Origin of the sequence: Nonomuraea harbinensis (genome assembly GCF_019396385.1) — a bacterium.
Classification (GTDB): Bacteria; Actinomycetota; Actinomycetes; order Streptosporangiales; family Streptosporangiaceae; genus Nonomuraea; species Nonomuraea ferruginea.
The window spans coordinates 1-15,325 of the sequence record NZ_JAHKRN010000044.1 but is presented as its reverse complement, the minus strand read 5'-3'; the positions used below and the strand labels follow the sequence as shown (position 1 = coordinate 15,325).

Below are 15,325 nucleotides of genomic sequence, written 5' to 3'. Positions count from 1 at the left end.
ACAGAGGATCACTTCCGATCGCTAAAAAGGATCTTTACTTTTAATGGGATCTCATGTGACGATCACTCCGTTTTGCCACCTCGTTTGAAAGGTCGGAGTGAACTCACCATCCTCGACGTCCGGCTTATCCCCCCGGACGCGACGCCGCGCTGCCTTAGTCACCGTTCTCGCTCTTTCCCTCTCCATGATCAGCGATCCAGCGATTGCCCAGGACCCCACGCCATCCCGCACTGCCGCATCTTCGCCGCTACTCACCCCCACCGGCATAGCATTGGCGCAGGCCAAGAAGGACAACCGGCGTATCGAGATCAAGTCACTGCGCTCGGAGAACGCCACCTACTACGCCAACCCCGACGGCAAGACCTTGCGAATGGAACAGCACCTGCAACCCATCCGGGTCAAGAACGCCAAAGGCGACGGCTTTACCCCCATCGACACCACACTGGTCGAAGTTGACGGTGTCATCAAGCCCAAGGCTGTCAAGGGCGAGTTGACTCTGTCGGCCGGCGACGACGCTTTCGTGCTGAAGAGCAAGGGCAGCAAGGGCTCGGCCACCATCGGTAGCCCTGGCAAACTCCCCAAGCCCACCATCGACGGCAGCACCGCTACCTACCCCTCGCTCTACGGCAACGGGATCGACCTGGTCGTCACCGCCACGGCGACCGGCTTCAAGCAGGAGATCGTCCTGAGGGAGCGGGTCACCGGCCCGGTCAGCTTCCGCATCCCGACCACGGTGCCCAAGAACCTGGCCCTGGAGGAGGACAGCGCAGGCAAACCGGCGCTGCTCTCCCAGGGCAAGAAGATCGCTGACCTGCCTGCGGCGCTGCTCCTCGACGCGGTCGCGACCGACCTCAACAGCGACGCCGACGCGGGCAAGGTGGGCAAGGCTGCCGTCACTCTGGACCAGAGCGCCTCGGCGCTGGTCTATACGCCCGACCCGGACTATCTCGCCGACCCCGCCGTCGCCTACCCGGTCACGCTGGCCGCGTTCGACGACGACTGGTGGGAGCCCGAGCTGGGCAACGACACCTTCGTCAACAACGCCGACTACCCCAACGGCTACGCCAACAGCAGCCTGGACCGGATCCTGGTCGGCAAGTCCAATGACGGCGCCGTCCGCTGGCGCAGCTACATCCGCTTCGACGAGTTCCCGGCCGACCACCCCATCCGGGGAGCAACGATCCAAAACGCCGACCTGGTCCTGTGGAATCACCTGTCCAGCGACTGCGGCGAGTTCGTCGGATCCGGCATCACCGCCTACCAAGTGACCGAACGCTGGGACGTCTCCACGTTGACGTGGTCGTCCCAGCCGCGCATCACCACCACCGGGGCGGACACCGAATACGCCGGCTACGCCGGCGAGTTCTGTACCGGCGCCATGAACTACCCGTGGGACCTCATCCACTCCGTGGACGACATCGTCCAGGCTTGGGCGGACGGCGAGCCGAACTACGGCTTCCAACTCACCGCCGGCAACGAGTCCGACCTCAGGAACTGGCGACGCTACCGGACCAACGAGGCCGGCGGCTGCACCACAACCCCGCGGCAAGACTGCCTGGGCACACTCCACCCACCCATCCTCACCGTGGACTTCGAGCCGCCTCCGCCGCCCGTCGTCGATGGCTTCACCTTCATGTCGCCCGACCCCATCACGAGCCTTCCAACATGGGAGGAAGCCCGCGCCAGATCGATATATGAGCCGACAGGCAGCGAGCAAACGAGCATCAGCAATGAGTTCGCCGGTCGGATCGCGGGACAGCGAGACGGCGAAGCCTTCGAAGTCAGGGCGGACGAGCTCGATCTCCCCACCGAGGGCAGTGACGGCGATGACGGCAGCGGTGAAGACACCCGCGCGCCGCAGGTGATCGCAGTCGAACCTGCGGATGGCGAGGTCGACGTCCCCCTTGACGCGAAACTGAAGGTCACCTTCTCTGAACCGGTCGACGAGGCTGCCGTGGTGCTCAAGGATGCCGGCGGTGCCGACGTCACGGCCACGATGGCATACGACACCACCAATACGACGGTGACCGTCACACCGGCACAGGCACTGGAGCCGGAGACCACGTATACCGCAGCGGTCTCGGGCGCGATCGATTCAGCCGAAAACACCATGGATCCGTATTCATGGTCCTTCACCACTGGTGGGCCAGACACGACGGCGCCTACCGTGACGGCGGCGAACCCCACTCCCGGAGCGACGGATGTTCCGGTCACCACGCCGGTCACCGCGACGTTCAGCGAAGCGGTCACCGACGTCCAGTTCACGCTGAAGGACCCGGGCGGCGCGTCGGTCGCCGGAACGACGGCGATGGACGCCAGCCAGCAAGTGCTCACCTTCACTCCCGCTCAGCCGCTAGCCGACACCACGGCGTACACCGGCGAGGTGTCAGAGGCCAAGGACGCCGCAGGCAACGCCATGGCCGGGCCGTACACCTGGTCATTCACCACCGGCACGAAACCACCATCCGGACTCGTGGCCGCCTACGGCATGGACGAGGGCGCCGGGACAAGCGTGAGCGACTCCTCCGGCCACAACAACACCGGTACGGCAACCGCCACGTCGTGGCAGAACGGCAAGTACGGTAAAGCGCTGTCGTTCAACGGCACCTCCAGCTGGGTCACGGTCGAGCACGCTACCTCGCTCCGCCTGACGACCGGGATGACGCTGTCGGCCTGGGTCAACCCGACCACAGTGGCCAACTGGAGAAGCGTCGTCGGCAAGGAACTCCAGACCGGCGGCGCCTCCTACCTGCTCTACGCCTCCGACGGCACCGCTCCCACCATCTGGGCGCAAACTGACCCCGACAGCGAGACGATCGCCAACGGAAGGTCGGCATTGCCGGTCAACGCCTGGAGCCACCTGGCGGCGACGTACGACGGCACCAGGCTGCGGTTGTTCGTCAACGGTCAGCAAGCGAACGAGACCGAGGTGAGCGGCGATCTCTTCGACGACGGCAGCCCGTTGCGGATCGGTGGCAACGCCATCTGGGGTGAGTACTTCAGCGGCCTCATCGATGAGGTGCGCATCTACCAGCGCGCCCAGACAGCCGCCGAGATCCAGGCCGACATGAACACCCCCGTCGGCTCCGGCACTCCCAACCCCGACACGACTCCACCGGCGGTCTCCACGGTCACCCCGGCAGCCCAGGCAAGCGACGTTCCGGTCACCACGCCGGTCACCGCGACGTTCAGCGAAGCGGTCACCGACGCTCAGTTCACGCTGAAGGACCCGGTCGGCGCGTCGGTCGCCGGAACGACGGCGATGGACGCCAGCCAGCAAGTGCTCACCTTCACTCCCGCTCAGCCGCTAGCCGACACCACGGCGTACACCGCCGAGGTGTCAGAGGCCAAGGACGCCGCAGGCAACGCCATGGCCGGGCCGTACACCTGGTCATTCACCACCGGCACGAAACCACCGACCGGGCTCGTGGCCGCCTACGGCATGAACGAGGCCACGGGCACGACCGTAGGGGACTCCTCCGGCCACCACAACACCGGAGTCGCCCGGGACACCACTTGGGCCACGGGCAAGCACGGCACCGCACTGTCGTTCAACGGCACCTCCAGTTGGGTGACGGTCGAGCACGCCGCCTCGCTCCGCCTGACGAACAAGCTGACGCTTTCGGCGTGGGTGCGACCCTCCGCGCTGGACGACCTCTGGCGCACCGTGCTCATGAAGGAGCATGCCGAGGGCGGCGTCTACGGCCTGTACGCCTCCACCGAGTACACCGCACCGGCAGGCTGGCTGCGGACCACCGCGGAAGGTGGCGGGCTCACGGCCGACGACCCCCTGCCACTGAATCAGTGGAGCCACCTGGCGACCACCTACGACGGCGCCACATTCTCCTTCTACGTCAACGGCACGCTGGTCTCACAAGTGCCCTTGACCGGCGACGTCCTCGACGATGGAGGAGAGCTGCGGATCGGTGGAAACGCCTTCTGGGACGAGTTCTATCGCGGTCTGATCGACGAGGTGCGCGTCTATAATCGCGTCCAGAGCGCGGCCAGATCCAGACCGACATGAACACTCCCATCGGCGCTGTCCCGGTCGCCCGTGGTACCGAGTCCAGCCGAACCACCCCGGCCATAGCGAAACTGGCGATCTCTGACGACAAGGGCACCACTCCGGCGTTCACCGCCTGGGTGACAGACCCGCAGGGCCGTCCGACGACAGCGGAAGTAGAGGTCGCTCCGCAGCCGGCCGAAACATCGAAACCCCGGCTGCCGAAGGCCGGATGGGCCCCTGCCAAGAAGGTGACCTGGTCGGGCACGGTGACCGGGAAGGGCGACTCGCCGCGGCGCACGCTGCAGGTGCCGTCCGGCAAGTTCAAGAAGGGTCAATGGATGCGGTGGCGCGCACGCGCGACAGTCCCCGGGGCATCCGGTGTCTGGTCGGAATGGCAGACGTTCAAGGTCGGCGATGTCCGGTCGGGCGAGCAGCCGCCCCGGTCGGCCAAAGCCTCAGAGGCAGCAGCGGCAACCGGAAACTTCGGGTACCAGCACCCGTCGTTGGAGGACTGCTACGCCACCACCAGAGCGCCCAGGTTCACCGACGCCTACTCGAGGATGCAGGAGCGCCCGCACTCGGCATGCTGGACCTCCTGGATCGGACATGGCGGATGGGAGGAGTACGACGACAACGGCGTCAAGAAGCGCAGGAACAAGACTTCCTGGTGGGTGAGGCTGTTCCCGGGGCCGCTGCAAATCCCGGCTGCGGTGCTGGACAAGGTGACCGACGATGACGTGTTCACCTTCCGGGCGACCTGGGTGGCGCACACCTACATCGGCGACCACACCGGTAACGCCATCTATAAGGGCGGTGCCGGCGATGCCGGCCTGAAGCCACAGCACATCAAGTTCTGGGTGAAGCTGACGGACTTCGGGGTCTGGAATAGAGGAGTCAGGCGTGCGGAGCTGGACGACGATCTGAACGATGTCAAGATCGAATTCGATCTTGACACGCAAGGATGCCAAATCCAGCAGGGGAACCCGACCCAACTGAAGACGATCGAGAGTTGGCGCGCGACGCCGTATCTCCATTACCTGATCACTACGCCTAAGCCGACCAACCACGACCGAGAAGTCTGCTCCATCATGCCCGCCCTCACCCAGTACAAAGGACAAAAGGGCCGACTTCCCCTATGGGACCAGGAACTGCTCGGCGACGGGGGTAAGCGACTCGGCGTGGTGCGGTGGGGGCAAGGCATTCCCAGCAACAGCCTGTATTCGCCCAGCTATCGCTGCGACTGGAAGCAGCTCGGATTCGGCAAGAACGAGGAAAAGAATACCGGCGGCTGCATCTACATCAGAGCCGATCGGGTCTTCACGATGTCCAAGACCAAGGACAGGAACTTCATCGGTGTGATCGACCACATCGAGAAAGCTCTGAGCAGGAGCACGAACGCTGAAACCAACCCGCCGTTCCGACCGGGAGACACAACGAGCAACCGAGATGTCAAATACCCGCCACACAGGAATAAGACGGGCACCGAACGGCCGAAAACCATCCCCGGAAACTATAAGGCGGCACCGCACACCTCCGAGGGGGATCCGCTGTGGAGGGGCGCCGATGGCGCCTACGACGAAAACCGGGCGGTCTTCTCGGGACACGAATTCTGGGTCCACAGAGGATGGCCCGAGGAGTTCCATATGGGGAATAGCTATGGATCGAACTACTGCAAGTACTATAACGAGGACCTCTACGAAGAACATGGCAAGGGAGCCCTTCGGTGTGACGAATACCCCTTCGCCTCCACTCAGGAAGGGGCAGCCAAGGATAAAATCAATTACTCCGTCCAAGCCGTCTTCACAAGTTACAACGCGAGACACGGAGAAGCGCTCCAGGCGTTCTACAGTCAATACCGCCTTCTCACGTACGACCCAGTCAACACAGTCACCAAGGTCAGCGACAGCCCGTTCTGGGTGCAGATCGTAGAGTAGGCTGTGAAGGGTCGGGGTTGCCGAGGCGAAAAGCCCGGCAACCCCGACCCTATGAGATGTGAGGACGCAGAAATGACGCACCCCCAACTCCCCGCAGAAAACCAATGGGATCTGATGATCGCGCACGGGCACGGTCTCCAGAATGGATTTCACGGCCTCTGGGTCGAGAGCGGCAATCCCGAAGAAATGTCCCGGCTGCTCCGCGTGGATCCGGGCTCGCGCCTGGAGTGCGATCTTGAAACCGCCATGGAGGAGTACGGGCGCGTACGGGAGCGGGCCGCTGTGTGGATCGGCCCGCACGCCCCCGGCTGGACACATGTCCTCGCCTTCGGCCTGCATCCGTACCATCCCGCCATCCGAAATCTCGGAAAGCGACGTGTCTTCGAGATCTTCTGCCGCGAAGAGTTGGGCGAGCTCGAACCCCTGAACCTGTACTACGACGGGGAACAACTTGGAGACGTCACCCCGCCGTATGACGAAGGCGGCGACATGGATCTCCCTGAGTACATGCCGCACACGCCTGGACTGGAGCTCGGCGAGACAAGGAACCTCAAGCAGGACATGCATTTCATGGCGTGCATGGTGGGCCGCATCACCGGACGCTTCACCGACCGGGAATGGTGGACGGCGACGCGCGCCTTCTACCGCATCCCCGACAGGTCATGGGAAACATGATCCCGGAACACAGGCCCCCGAAGCGTCGCATGAGGTATACGCGTTAAACCTTCGAAGTTTACGTTGTACACATGTCAATGAAGACGGCGGACCGGGTCGCCGAGCCCGCATGCACCATCCTCGCGGCCGAGGGCGTCGAGGCCGCCACCATGCGGCGGCGGCTGACGCCGTCGGCATCACGGCCATGGCGATCTACAAGCACTACCCCCAACTGTGAGGCGCTCCTGGCCGCCGTGGCCGATCGCGCTCTCCGCGAACTCGGGGCGAGTTGGGGCGGGCGCGGCGGTTCCCTGACGGCTTCAGGGACGGCGCCTCACCCTCATTCACGAAGATCGTCACCTTGGCCGAGGAGGGCATGCGTGACGGCCTGCTGCGCCCGGACGATCCGCTGGAGGTCGCGATGACGGTGACGGCCACCGCCCAGGGTCTGGTGCAGCTCTATCTCGGCGGCCGTATCGGGCTGGCCGAGGACGAGTTCCGGGCTCTGTGCACGCGTGCGACGAGGAGGGTCCTCGATGGCGTCCGAGCGTAGGCCGCGCCGCTGGAGACGGCGGGCGTGGATCGCGGCCGGTGTTGCCCTGGCGGTCCTGGTCGCCGGGCTGGGTTACAGCGCCTGGTTCGGGAGCGACCAGGCGATCAAGGTGCGGCGCTGGGGGGCGGGAGACGTCATGGTGCTGGCCTCCGGCGACCGTACCGTGACCCTGGCCGACACGCCGGCGACGCGCAAGCCCGGCACGTACTGGCTGGAATGGAGCGGCGCCGGCACCATGCTCGGCGAGGTGACGTCACGGGGCGGCGGCAAGGTGACCCGCGCGGTGCTGGACGGCGCGGTCCCGTCCATCGGCACCTCCGGCAGCCTCAACGTGGCCCCTCCCGGGGATCCGGAGGTGGCGTGGGGCCTGGACTACTCCGAGATCACGGTGCCGACCGAGCTCGGCCCGGCGCCCGCCTGGCACGTCCCCGGCGACGGCACCACCTGGTTCGTCGCCGTCCACGGTCAGAACGCCAGGCGCAAGGCCGTCCAGAAGGTGCTTCCCGTCGTGCACCGGCTCGGCATGCCGTTCCTGGCCATCACCTACCGCAACGACGAGGGCGCCCCGGCCTCCCCCGACGGGCTGATCCATCTGGGCGACACGGAGTGGCGGGACCTGGAGGCGGCCGTCCGCACGGCGCGGGGCCTGGGGGCGCGGCGCGTCGTCCTCTACGGCACGTCCATGGGAGGCGTCGTGGCCGGCCAGTTCCTGGCGAGATCACCGCTGGCGGATCTCGTCTCCGCGGTCATCATGGACGCGCCCCCGTACGATCTGGAGCGCGTGAGCGAGTGGAACGCCGCCCGGTTCGGCATGCCCGCCTTCGCCGGATGGCTCTCCAGCCGGGTGGTGGAATGGCGGATCGGCGTCGACCAGGACGCCCTTCACCTGATCCGTCATCCGCCCGCCGTCAGGCCTCCGCTCCTGCTGATCCACACGGACGACGACACCGAGGTCCCGGTGGGCTCCTCCCGGGAGCTCGCCGCCGCCGGGCCGCGTCTGGGCTGGGACATCCGGTACGAGGAGTTCCCCGGCGGTGACCACACCGAGGCGTGGAACGTCGACCGGCCGAGGTACGACCGGCTCGTCCGCGACTTCCTGACCGCGCACGCCGGGGCCGTTCCCTGACGACGGCCGCCCTCTTGAACTGGAGCCTCCGTGCCAGCACGCTGAATCCACCATCGGAACCCTGGAGGCCGTGATGACCCCCCGCGACCTGATAGACCCCGAGAGCCGTGGCCCGCTGGACGCGCTGCTCGACATGCTGCCCGGCGGCTTCAACACCATCCCCGACATCGTCCAGCGCCGGGCCGTCGTCTCAGGCCTGCTGGGCGCCATGGAGGTGCCCGACAACCCGAACGTCGTCAAGGAGGACCGGACCATCCCCGGCCCCGACGGCGAGCCTGACATCGCCGTGCGGATCTACCGCCCGGCCGACGCGGCGGGGCAGTTGCCCGGCGTCTACTACATCCATGGTGGCGGCATGATCCTCGGCGACATCGCCGGAGAGGACGCCACCGCCACGATGATCTGTGACCGGGTCGGCGCCGTCGTGGTCTCCGTCGAGTACCGGCTGGCCCCCGAGCATCCGCATCCCGCGCCGGTCGAGGACTGCTACGCCGGCCTGGCGTGGACCGTGAAGAACGCCGCCGACCTGGGCCTGGACCCCGCGCGGCTGGCCCTCTACGGCGGCAGCGCCGGCGGCGGGCTGGCCATCGGCACGGCGCTGCTGGCACGTGACCGCGGCGGGCCGGCGATCTCCTTCATGATGCCGATCTATCCCATGATCGACGACCGGAACGAGACGCCGTCCAGCCAGGAGATCACCGACGTCGGCCTGTGGGACCGGGCGGGCAACATCGAAGCCTGGGCCTGGTACCTGGGCGGCAAGGACGCCGACCAGTACGCCGCCCCGGCCCGCGCCGAGGACCTGACCGGTCTGCCCCCGGCCTTCATCGACGTCGGCACCGTCGACCTGTTCCGGGACGAGGACATCGCCTTCGCGCAGCGCCTCATGCAGGCGGGCGTCCCGACCGAACTGCACGTGAACCCGGGCAGCTACCACGCCTCGGAGAACTTCGCCCCGGACGCCGCCCTTTCCCGGCGCATCTGGGACCAGCGGATCGACGCCCTCCGCAGGGCCCTCGCCTGACGAATCGCCTGCGGCGCCGCCGCCGGTACGGGAGCCGCGCGGCGGCGTCATGCACGGGTGGCCTCCAGATCATGATTCACATGTTGACTTAAAGTAATCAGTCAACTACAAATCGAAGGGTTCCATCTCTCCAATCGAAAGGGACCCCGTGCGCCTCCTCAAGAGCACCTTCCTCGCCTGCGCCGCCGCCGGATGCCTCCTCACCCTCGCGACGCCCGCCGTGGCCGCGGTTCCGGCGGGCAACGCGCCCTCGTGCGTGGCCGTCTGGCAGACCAAGGGCATCGTCACCAAGACGGGTTACGCCCGCAACGACTGCCGCTACCGACTACGCCTGAAGATCAAGTGGGCGCGCGGCACCGACGGCGACTGCTCCACCGTCGATCCGGGCCGGACCATCTCCTCCAAGGTCGCGCGGGGCCCGCGCAACTTCGACGGCGCGGACATCTGCTGACGACCGCGCGGAAGGGGCCGTCCGTCTCCGAAGGGAGAACGGGCGGCCCCTCGGCATGTGAACGACGGGTTGCCAACGTCGTCTCCAAGAGAGACAATGTTTCCGGCGCCTCGAAGGGCGAGGTGCCGGACGTGGTAATACTGGAGATCCGCGAAGGAGGCCGGAAGGGACGAGCTGGTGCGCCCATGACCGAGCGCTACCTCGGTGTCCTCGGCGTCGCCGAGGCCCTGGGAGTGAGTCGGCACGCCGTGCACAAGTGGCGCACGCGCTATCCGGCGGGCTCCGAGCACGCGTTCCCCGAGCCGGACGTCGAAGTCGACGAGACGCCGGGCTGGCGGGCCGATCGGCTGGAGGAGATCCGCCGATGGCGTGCGGGGCTGCCGGGGCGCGGGTCCGGTGGCGGGCGTCCCACCGCCGCGCGTCAGGAGTATCTCAAGGCGGCGATGGCCCTCGGCCTGGACCGCGACGAGGCGCTCCGCGCGCTGGCCACGTTCGCGGCGGAGTTCCCGGAGATGAGCGAGCCGGAGCTGTGCGCCTGGCTCGTCGAGAAATTCCGCCGCTGACCTTCTTCCACGGACTGGAAAGGGATGACGCATGCCCGAAATCAGTGGGCTGACCGCACCGGGGTTCGAAGCGGTACGTGACGCGTTCGCGGCCAACCTGGCCTCCGGGCAGGAGGTCGGCGCGGCGGTCAGCGTGTATCTGCACGGACGCCAGGTCGTCGATCTGTGGGGCGGGATCGCCGATCCCGGGACCGGCCGCCGATGGGAGCGCGACACCCTTCAGGTCGTCTACTCCACCACCAAGGCGGTCACGGCGACCTGCGCGCTCCTGCTGGCCCAGCGGGGTGAGCTCGATCTCGACGCTCCCGTGGCCCGTTACTGGCCCGAGTTCGCGGCGGGCGGCAAGGAGCGCGTCCCGGTCCGGTGGCTGCTCACCCACCAGGCCGGTCTGCCCGCTCTCGACCAGCCGGTCACCCCGGCCGAGGTGATCGCCTGGGAACCCGTGGTGAAGGCGCTGGCCGCCCAGCGGCCGTACTGGGAGCCGGGCACCGGGCACGGATACCACGCGCTCACGTACGGATGGCTCGTCGGCGAGGTCGTCCGCAGGGTGAGCGGCCGGAGCGTCGGCGCGTTCCTCGCCGAGGAGATCGCCGCGCCGCTCGGCCTGGACCTGTGGATCGGCCTGCCGCCGTCAGAGCACCACCGGGTCAGCCGCATCCTCACCGATCCGGGCGGCTTCGACCCCGCCGCGATCGACCTGGACTCCATCCCCGAGCCCATGCGCGAGGTGATGGCCGCCTACGCCGATCCGGAGTCGCTGACCGTACGCGCGATGACCCTCGTCCAGCCCCCGCTGGACCACAACGACCCGGCGGAGCAGGCCGCCGAGATCCCCGCCACCAACGGCATCTGCACCGCCCGCGCCCTGGCCCGCTTCTACGCCGCCCTCATCGGCGACGTGGACGGGCACCGCGTCCTCGCCCCCGCCACCCTCGCCGCCGCGACCGCGGAACAGGTCGCCGGCGTCGACCGCGTCCTGCGCGTGCCCGTCCGCATCGGCACGGGCTTCGGCCTGCCCACCCCGGACGCGTACTGGTACTCCCCTGCCGCGTTCGGCTTCGGCGGCATGGGCGGCTCGATCGGCTTCGCCGACCCGGAGAGCGGGCTGGCGTTCGGGTACGTGATGAACCGCGTCCGGGAGGGCGTGCCGGACACGCGGGCGTCGAGCCTGCTCGCCGCCGTCAGGCAGGCGATCGCCGCGCCGGCGAAGCGTCAGTGATCCTCGTCGAACAGCATGGCCTCCACCCGCCGGCGGTAGTCACGGTAGATCTGCCGGTAGCGTCCGGCGGCCCCGGAGCGGTCGCCGCGTTCGAGGAGTTCGAGGACCTCGCGGTAGCCGTCCAGCCACACGTTCCACACCTCGCTCTCGGCGGTGAGGGCGAGCACCCGCAGGGTGCGCGTGACGACCAGGTCGACATGGGTCTGTAGCTCGCGGTTGCCGCTCGCCAGGATGACCACCGTGCTGAAGTCGGCTCCCGCGGCGGCGGCGACCGTCGCGTTGCCGTGGCGCAGTCCCTCGGCGAAGTCGTCGAGTTTGCCGCGCAGGGCGGCGAGGTGCTCGTCGGTGAGGTTGTCGACGCCCCACTCGAAACCCGCGCAGGCCAGCACCATCATCACGTCGATGAGCTCGAGCGCGCTCTTCTGGGTCACCTGGGTGACCTGCCGTGTCCGGTTCGGCGAGATGTCGATCAGACCTTCGGCGGCGAGTTGGGTGACCGCCTCCCGTACCGGGGTGATGCTCACGCCGAGCCGGGCCGCGATCTCCGCGTCCTTGATCGCCGCGCCCGGCTTCAACCGTCCGGTGATGATCTCGTCTCGCAATTGACGCAGGACCGCTTCTTTCCGCGTCAGCGGTACCGCAAAGGACATGGCGGCGCTCTCGCTCGGAGGGATCTGACGCGGCCATCCTACGAGTTCCTGACCAGTCCGGTCCGGCCCCCACCGGCGGGTTTCCGTCGGGACGGGCTCTCACCTCGTGGATCCGGAGACTGTTGACGGAATGCAGAATGCATTTTACATTCGAGCTACTTCCAGATGACATGCGTGATGTTCAACCCTGATCACGAAAGTGCAGGGTCCTCCCCGCTCGCGGCACGGCGTGCCGCGCGAACAGGGGCCAGCTGGTTCACCGAAGCGGCCGCGCCACACCAGGGCCCGCCGCCTCCTCCCCCGGATCCACCCTCCTGAGCTCGTCACTCCGTGACCGCGGGGCGATGACGAGCACCCTCATGGCCGGGCGGCGCCCGTAGACATACGGCATCCGCCCGGCACCTGTCGAGGCATCACTTCCACCACCCCCCAGGAGGACGCATGTCCGCACCCCTCTCTGACTCTCAGCCCGCCTCGCGCGCCGTGCCCTCCTCCGTCGACGTCGTCGTCGTGGGCGCGGGCTTCTCGGGCATGTACCTGCTGCACAAGCTCCGGGAGATGAACCTGTCCGCGATCGCCTTCGAAGCGGGCACCGACGTCGGCGGCACCTGGTACTGGAACCGCTATCCCGGTGCCCGGGTGGACGTGGAGAGCCTGGCGTACTCGTACTCGTTCTCGGAGGACCTCGAGCAGGAGTACGAGTGGCAGGAGCGCTACCCGACCCAGCCGGAGATCCTGCGGTACGCGCGGCACGTCGCCGACCGGTTCGACCTGCGCCGGGACATCTTCTTCCGGACACGCGTGAACGCCGCCGCGTACGACGAGCAGGGCCGGACCTGGCGGGTGCGCACCGAGCACGGGGACGCCGTCACCGCCCGCTTCCTCGTGATGGCCACCGGCTGCCTGTCGGCCTCGAAGCTGCCGGAGATCCCCGGGCTCGACCGCTTCGCGGGCGCCACCTACCACACCGCGCACTGGCCGCATGAGGGCGTGGACTTCACCGGGCTGCGGGTCGGGATCATCGGTACGGGGTCCTCCGGCGTGCAGTCGATCCCCGTCATCGCCGAGCAGGCCGCGCAGCTCACCGTCTTCCAGCGCACCCCCGCCTACAGTCTCCCGGCGCGCAACCGCAGCCTGCGCCCGGACGAGGTCGCCGCCATGAAGGCGAACTACCGGGCGTTCCGCCAGGCCCAGAAGGAGTCGGGGTTCGGTGTCCCCACGCCGATCCCGACGAAGTCCGCCCTGGAGGTCTCCGACGAGGAGCGCGACGCCACCTTCGAGCGGGCCTGGGAGAGCGGCAGCCTGGTCAACCTGCTGACCGCGTACGCCGATCTCAGCATCGACCAGGCGGCCAACGACACGGCCAAGCGGTTCATCCACCGCAAGATCCACCAGATCGTCGAGGACCCGCGGACCGCCGCGGACCTGTGTCCCGAATATCCCGTCGGGACCAAGCGCCCCTGTCTGGACACCGGCTACTACGAGACGTACAACCGGGAGAACGTGCACCTGGTCAACCTGCGGCGCACCCCCATCGTGGAGATCACCGAGCGCGGCATCCGCACCTCGGACCAGGCGTACGAGTTCGACGTGATCGTCTACGCGACAGGGTTCGACGCGATGACGGGCGCGCTGACGAGCGTCGACATCCGGGGCAGGGGCGGGGCGCCGCTCGACGAGGCCTGGAGCGCCGGCCCTCGCACGTACCTGGGGATCAGCTCAGCGGGCTACCCGAACCTGTTCATGATCACCGGTCCGGGCAGCCCGTCGGTGCTCTCGAACATGGTCGTCTCGATCGAGCAGCACGTCGACTGGGTGACCGACGCGATCGCGTATCTCGACCACCAGGGCCTCACCACGATCGAGCCCACCCAGGAAGCCGAGGACGCCTGGGTGGACCATGTCAACCTGATCGCCGACGCCACTCTCTATCCCAAGGCGAACTCCTGGTACATGGGGGCCAACGTGCCCGGCAAGCCGCAGGTCTTCATGCCCTACGCCGGCGGTGTCGGCGAGTACCGCAAGACGTGTGACGAGATCGCCGCCCAGGGCTACAAGGGCTTCGCCCTCTCCGTCTGAGCCCGACGGGACCACAAGAACACCCACTCCAGACCACCGGATTCATGACCCCCATGGAGGGCTCGATGTCCCGTCGTGACCTGATAGACCCGGAAAGCCGCATCCCCCTGGACGCGCTGCTCGGCATGATGCCCGGCGGCTTCAACGCCATCCCCGACATCGTCCAGCGCCGAGCCGCCGTCCAGGGCATGATGAGCGCGATCGAGGTGCCGGACAACCCGAACGTCACCAAGGAGGACCGGACCGTCCCCGGCCCCGACGGGGAACCCGACATCTCCGTGCGGATCTACCGGCCGGTCAACGCGTCCGGCACGCTGCCCGGCATCTACTACATCCATGGCGGCGGCATGATCCTCGGCGACGTCGCCGGTGAGGACGCCAACGCGACGATGATCTGCGACCAGGTCGGCGCCGTCGTGGTCTCCGTCGAGTACCGCCTCGCCCCCGAGCACCCCCATCCCGCCCCGGTCGAGGACTGCTACGCCGGCCTGGCGTGGACCGCGAAGAACGCCGCCGACCTGGGCATCGACCCGGAACGCCTGGCGATCTACGGCGCCAGCGCCGGAGGCGGGCTGACCATCGGCACGGCGCTGCTGGCACGCGACCGCGGCGGACCCGCGATCACGTTCATGATGCCGATCTACCCGATGATCGACGACCGGAACGAGACGCCGTCCAGCCACGAGATCACCGACATCGGCATCTGGGACCGGGCGGGCAACATCGAGGCCTGGGCCTGGTACCTCGGCGGCAACGACGCCGACCAGTACGCCGCCCCGACACGCGCCGAGGACCTGTCCGGCCTGCCGCCGGCCTTCATCGACGTCGGCACCGTGGACCTCTTCCGGGACGAGGACATCGCCTTCGCGCAGCGCCTCATGCAGGCGGGCGTCCCGACCGAACTGCACGTCAACCCGGGCAGCTACCACGCCTCCGAGACGTTCGCCGCTGAGGCCCCGCTCTCCCGGCGGATCTGGGCCCGGCGCATCGAGGCGCTCAAGCGGGCCCTGGCCTGAGTGACCGCTCCGGCGCCGTGGGGGGGGGTCCCGCCCCCCGGGCCCGTTTT

Annotated in this window: 12 protein-coding genes; 11 read left to right on the top strand and 1 reads right to left on the bottom strand. The window is 67.8% G+C overall.

Annotation, left to right across the window (positions count from 1 at the left end; translation table 11 throughout):
• Positions 1-184 precede the first annotated feature (184 nt).
• The 9 genes from KME79_RS33525 to KME79_RS33485 all read left to right on the top strand — a co-directional run bounded on the left by KME79_RS33525 (position 185) and on the right by KME79_RS33485 (position 11,530).
• Positions 185-4,024, top strand: coding sequence for a LamG-like jellyroll fold domain-containing protein (locus tag KME79_RS33525; RefSeq protein ID WP_219549022.1), 3,840 nt, complete (start codon positions 185-187; stop codon positions 4,022-4,024).
• Positions 4,021-5,940 carry a NucA/NucB deoxyribonuclease domain-containing protein gene (locus KME79_RS33520; protein WP_219549020.1) on the top strand — a complete coding sequence of 640 codons (1,920 nt, stop codon included), beginning with the start codon at positions 4,021-4,023 and terminating at the stop codon, positions 5,938-5,940. The genes KME79_RS33525 and KME79_RS33520 overlap by 4 nt, the downstream gene beginning before the upstream one ends.
• Before the next feature lie 72 nt (positions 5,941-6,012).
• Entirely contained in the window at positions 6,013-6,615 is a 603-nt protein-coding gene (locus KME79_RS33515) for a hypothetical protein (RefSeq protein WP_219549018.1), read from the top strand.
• Positions 6,616-6,970: 355 nt separating this feature from the next.
• Entirely contained in the window at positions 6,971-7,147 is a 177-nt protein-coding gene (locus tag KME79_RS33510) for a hypothetical protein (RefSeq protein ID WP_219549016.1), read from the top strand.
• Positions 7,131-8,273 (top strand): alpha/beta hydrolase family protein, encoded by a 1,143-nt coding sequence (locus KME79_RS33505; RefSeq protein ID WP_219549015.1) that lies wholly within the window; start codon positions 7,131-7,133, stop codon positions 8,271-8,273. The genes KME79_RS33510 and KME79_RS33505 overlap by 17 nt, the downstream gene beginning before the upstream one ends.
• A 73-nt stretch (positions 8,274-8,346) precedes the next feature.
• Complete coding sequence (locus KME79_RS33500; RefSeq protein WP_219549013.1) at positions 8,347-9,297, top strand: alpha/beta hydrolase; 951 nt, start codon at positions 8,347-8,349, stop codon at positions 9,295-9,297.
• A gap of 148 nt (positions 9,298-9,445) precedes the next feature.
• Entirely contained in the window at positions 9,446-9,748 is a 303-nt protein-coding gene (locus KME79_RS33495) for an alpha-amylase inhibitor (RefSeq protein ID WP_219549011.1), read from the top strand.
• A gap of 185 nt (positions 9,749-9,933) precedes the next feature.
• The gene (locus tag KME79_RS33490; RefSeq protein WP_219549009.1) at positions 9,934-10,311 is read left to right on the top strand and encodes a hypothetical protein; all 378 of its coding nucleotides are present in this window, start codon (positions 9,934-9,936) and stop codon (positions 10,309-10,311) included.
• Between the two features lie 31 nt (positions 10,312-10,342).
• On the top strand, positions 10,343-11,530 hold the full coding sequence (locus KME79_RS33485; RefSeq protein WP_219549007.1) for a serine hydrolase domain-containing protein: 1,188 nt from the start codon (positions 10,343-10,345) through the stop codon (positions 11,528-11,530).
• Here the strand turns inward: KME79_RS33485 and KME79_RS33480 are convergent.
• A complete protein-coding gene (locus KME79_RS33480) occupies positions 11,524-12,180 on the bottom strand; it encodes a GntR family transcriptional regulator (protein WP_148032177.1) in 657 nt (218 codons plus the stop codon). The genes KME79_RS33485 and KME79_RS33480 overlap by 7 nt on opposite strands.
• Before the next feature lie 441 nt (positions 12,181-12,621).
• On the opposite strand from KME79_RS33480, the gene KME79_RS33475 reads away from it, so the two are divergent.
• Together KME79_RS33475 and KME79_RS33470 are read left to right on the top strand one after the other, a co-directional pair.
• Entirely contained in the window at positions 12,622-14,259 is a 1,638-nt protein-coding gene (locus KME79_RS33475) for a flavin-containing monooxygenase (RefSeq protein ID WP_219549003.1), read from the top strand.
• Positions 14,260-14,324: 65 nt separating this feature from the next.
• Positions 14,325-15,275, top strand: coding sequence for an alpha/beta hydrolase (locus tag KME79_RS33470; protein WP_219549001.1), 951 nt, complete (start codon positions 14,325-14,327; stop codon positions 15,273-15,275).
• Positions 15,276-15,325: the final 50 nt, after the last annotated feature.

Excerpts from the sequence above, each read along its gene's own strand:
- KME79_RS33475 (WP_219549003.1), top strand. The coding sequence starts at position 12,622 with ATGTCCGCACCCCTCTCTGACTCTCAGCCCGCCTCGCGCGCCGTGCCC.
- KME79_RS33505 (WP_219549015.1), top strand. The coding sequence starts at position 7,131 with ATGGCGTCCGAGCGTAGGCCGCGCCGCTGGAGACGGCGGGCGTGGATC.
- KME79_RS33510 (WP_219549016.1), top strand. The coding sequence starts at position 6,971 with ATGCGTGACGGCCTGCTGCGCCCGGACGATCCGCTGGAGGTCGCGATG.
- KME79_RS33525 (WP_219549022.1), top strand. The coding sequence starts at position 185 with ATGATCAGCGATCCAGCGATTGCCCAGGACCCCACGCCATCCCGCACT.
- KME79_RS33490 (WP_219549009.1), top strand. The coding sequence starts at position 9,934 with ATGACCGAGCGCTACCTCGGTGTCCTCGGCGTCGCCGAGGCCCTGGGA.
- KME79_RS33480 (WP_148032177.1), bottom strand. The coding sequence starts at position 12,180 with ATGTCCTTTGCGGTACCGCTGACGCGGAAAGAAGCGGTCCTGCGTCAA.
- KME79_RS33515 (WP_219549018.1), top strand. The coding sequence starts at position 6,013 with ATGACGCACCCCCAACTCCCCGCAGAAAACCAATGGGATCTGATGATC.
- KME79_RS33500 (WP_219549013.1), top strand. The coding sequence starts at position 8,347 with ATGACCCCCCGCGACCTGATAGACCCCGAGAGCCGTGGCCCGCTGGAC.
- KME79_RS33470 (WP_219549001.1), top strand. The coding sequence starts at position 14,325 with ATGTCCCGTCGTGACCTGATAGACCCGGAAAGCCGCATCCCCCTGGAC.
- KME79_RS33485 (WP_219549007.1), top strand. The coding sequence starts at position 10,343 with ATGCCCGAAATCAGTGGGCTGACCGCACCGGGGTTCGAAGCGGTACGT.
- KME79_RS33520 (WP_219549020.1), top strand. The coding sequence starts at position 4,021 with ATGAACACTCCCATCGGCGCTGTCCCGGTCGCCCGTGGTACCGAGTCC.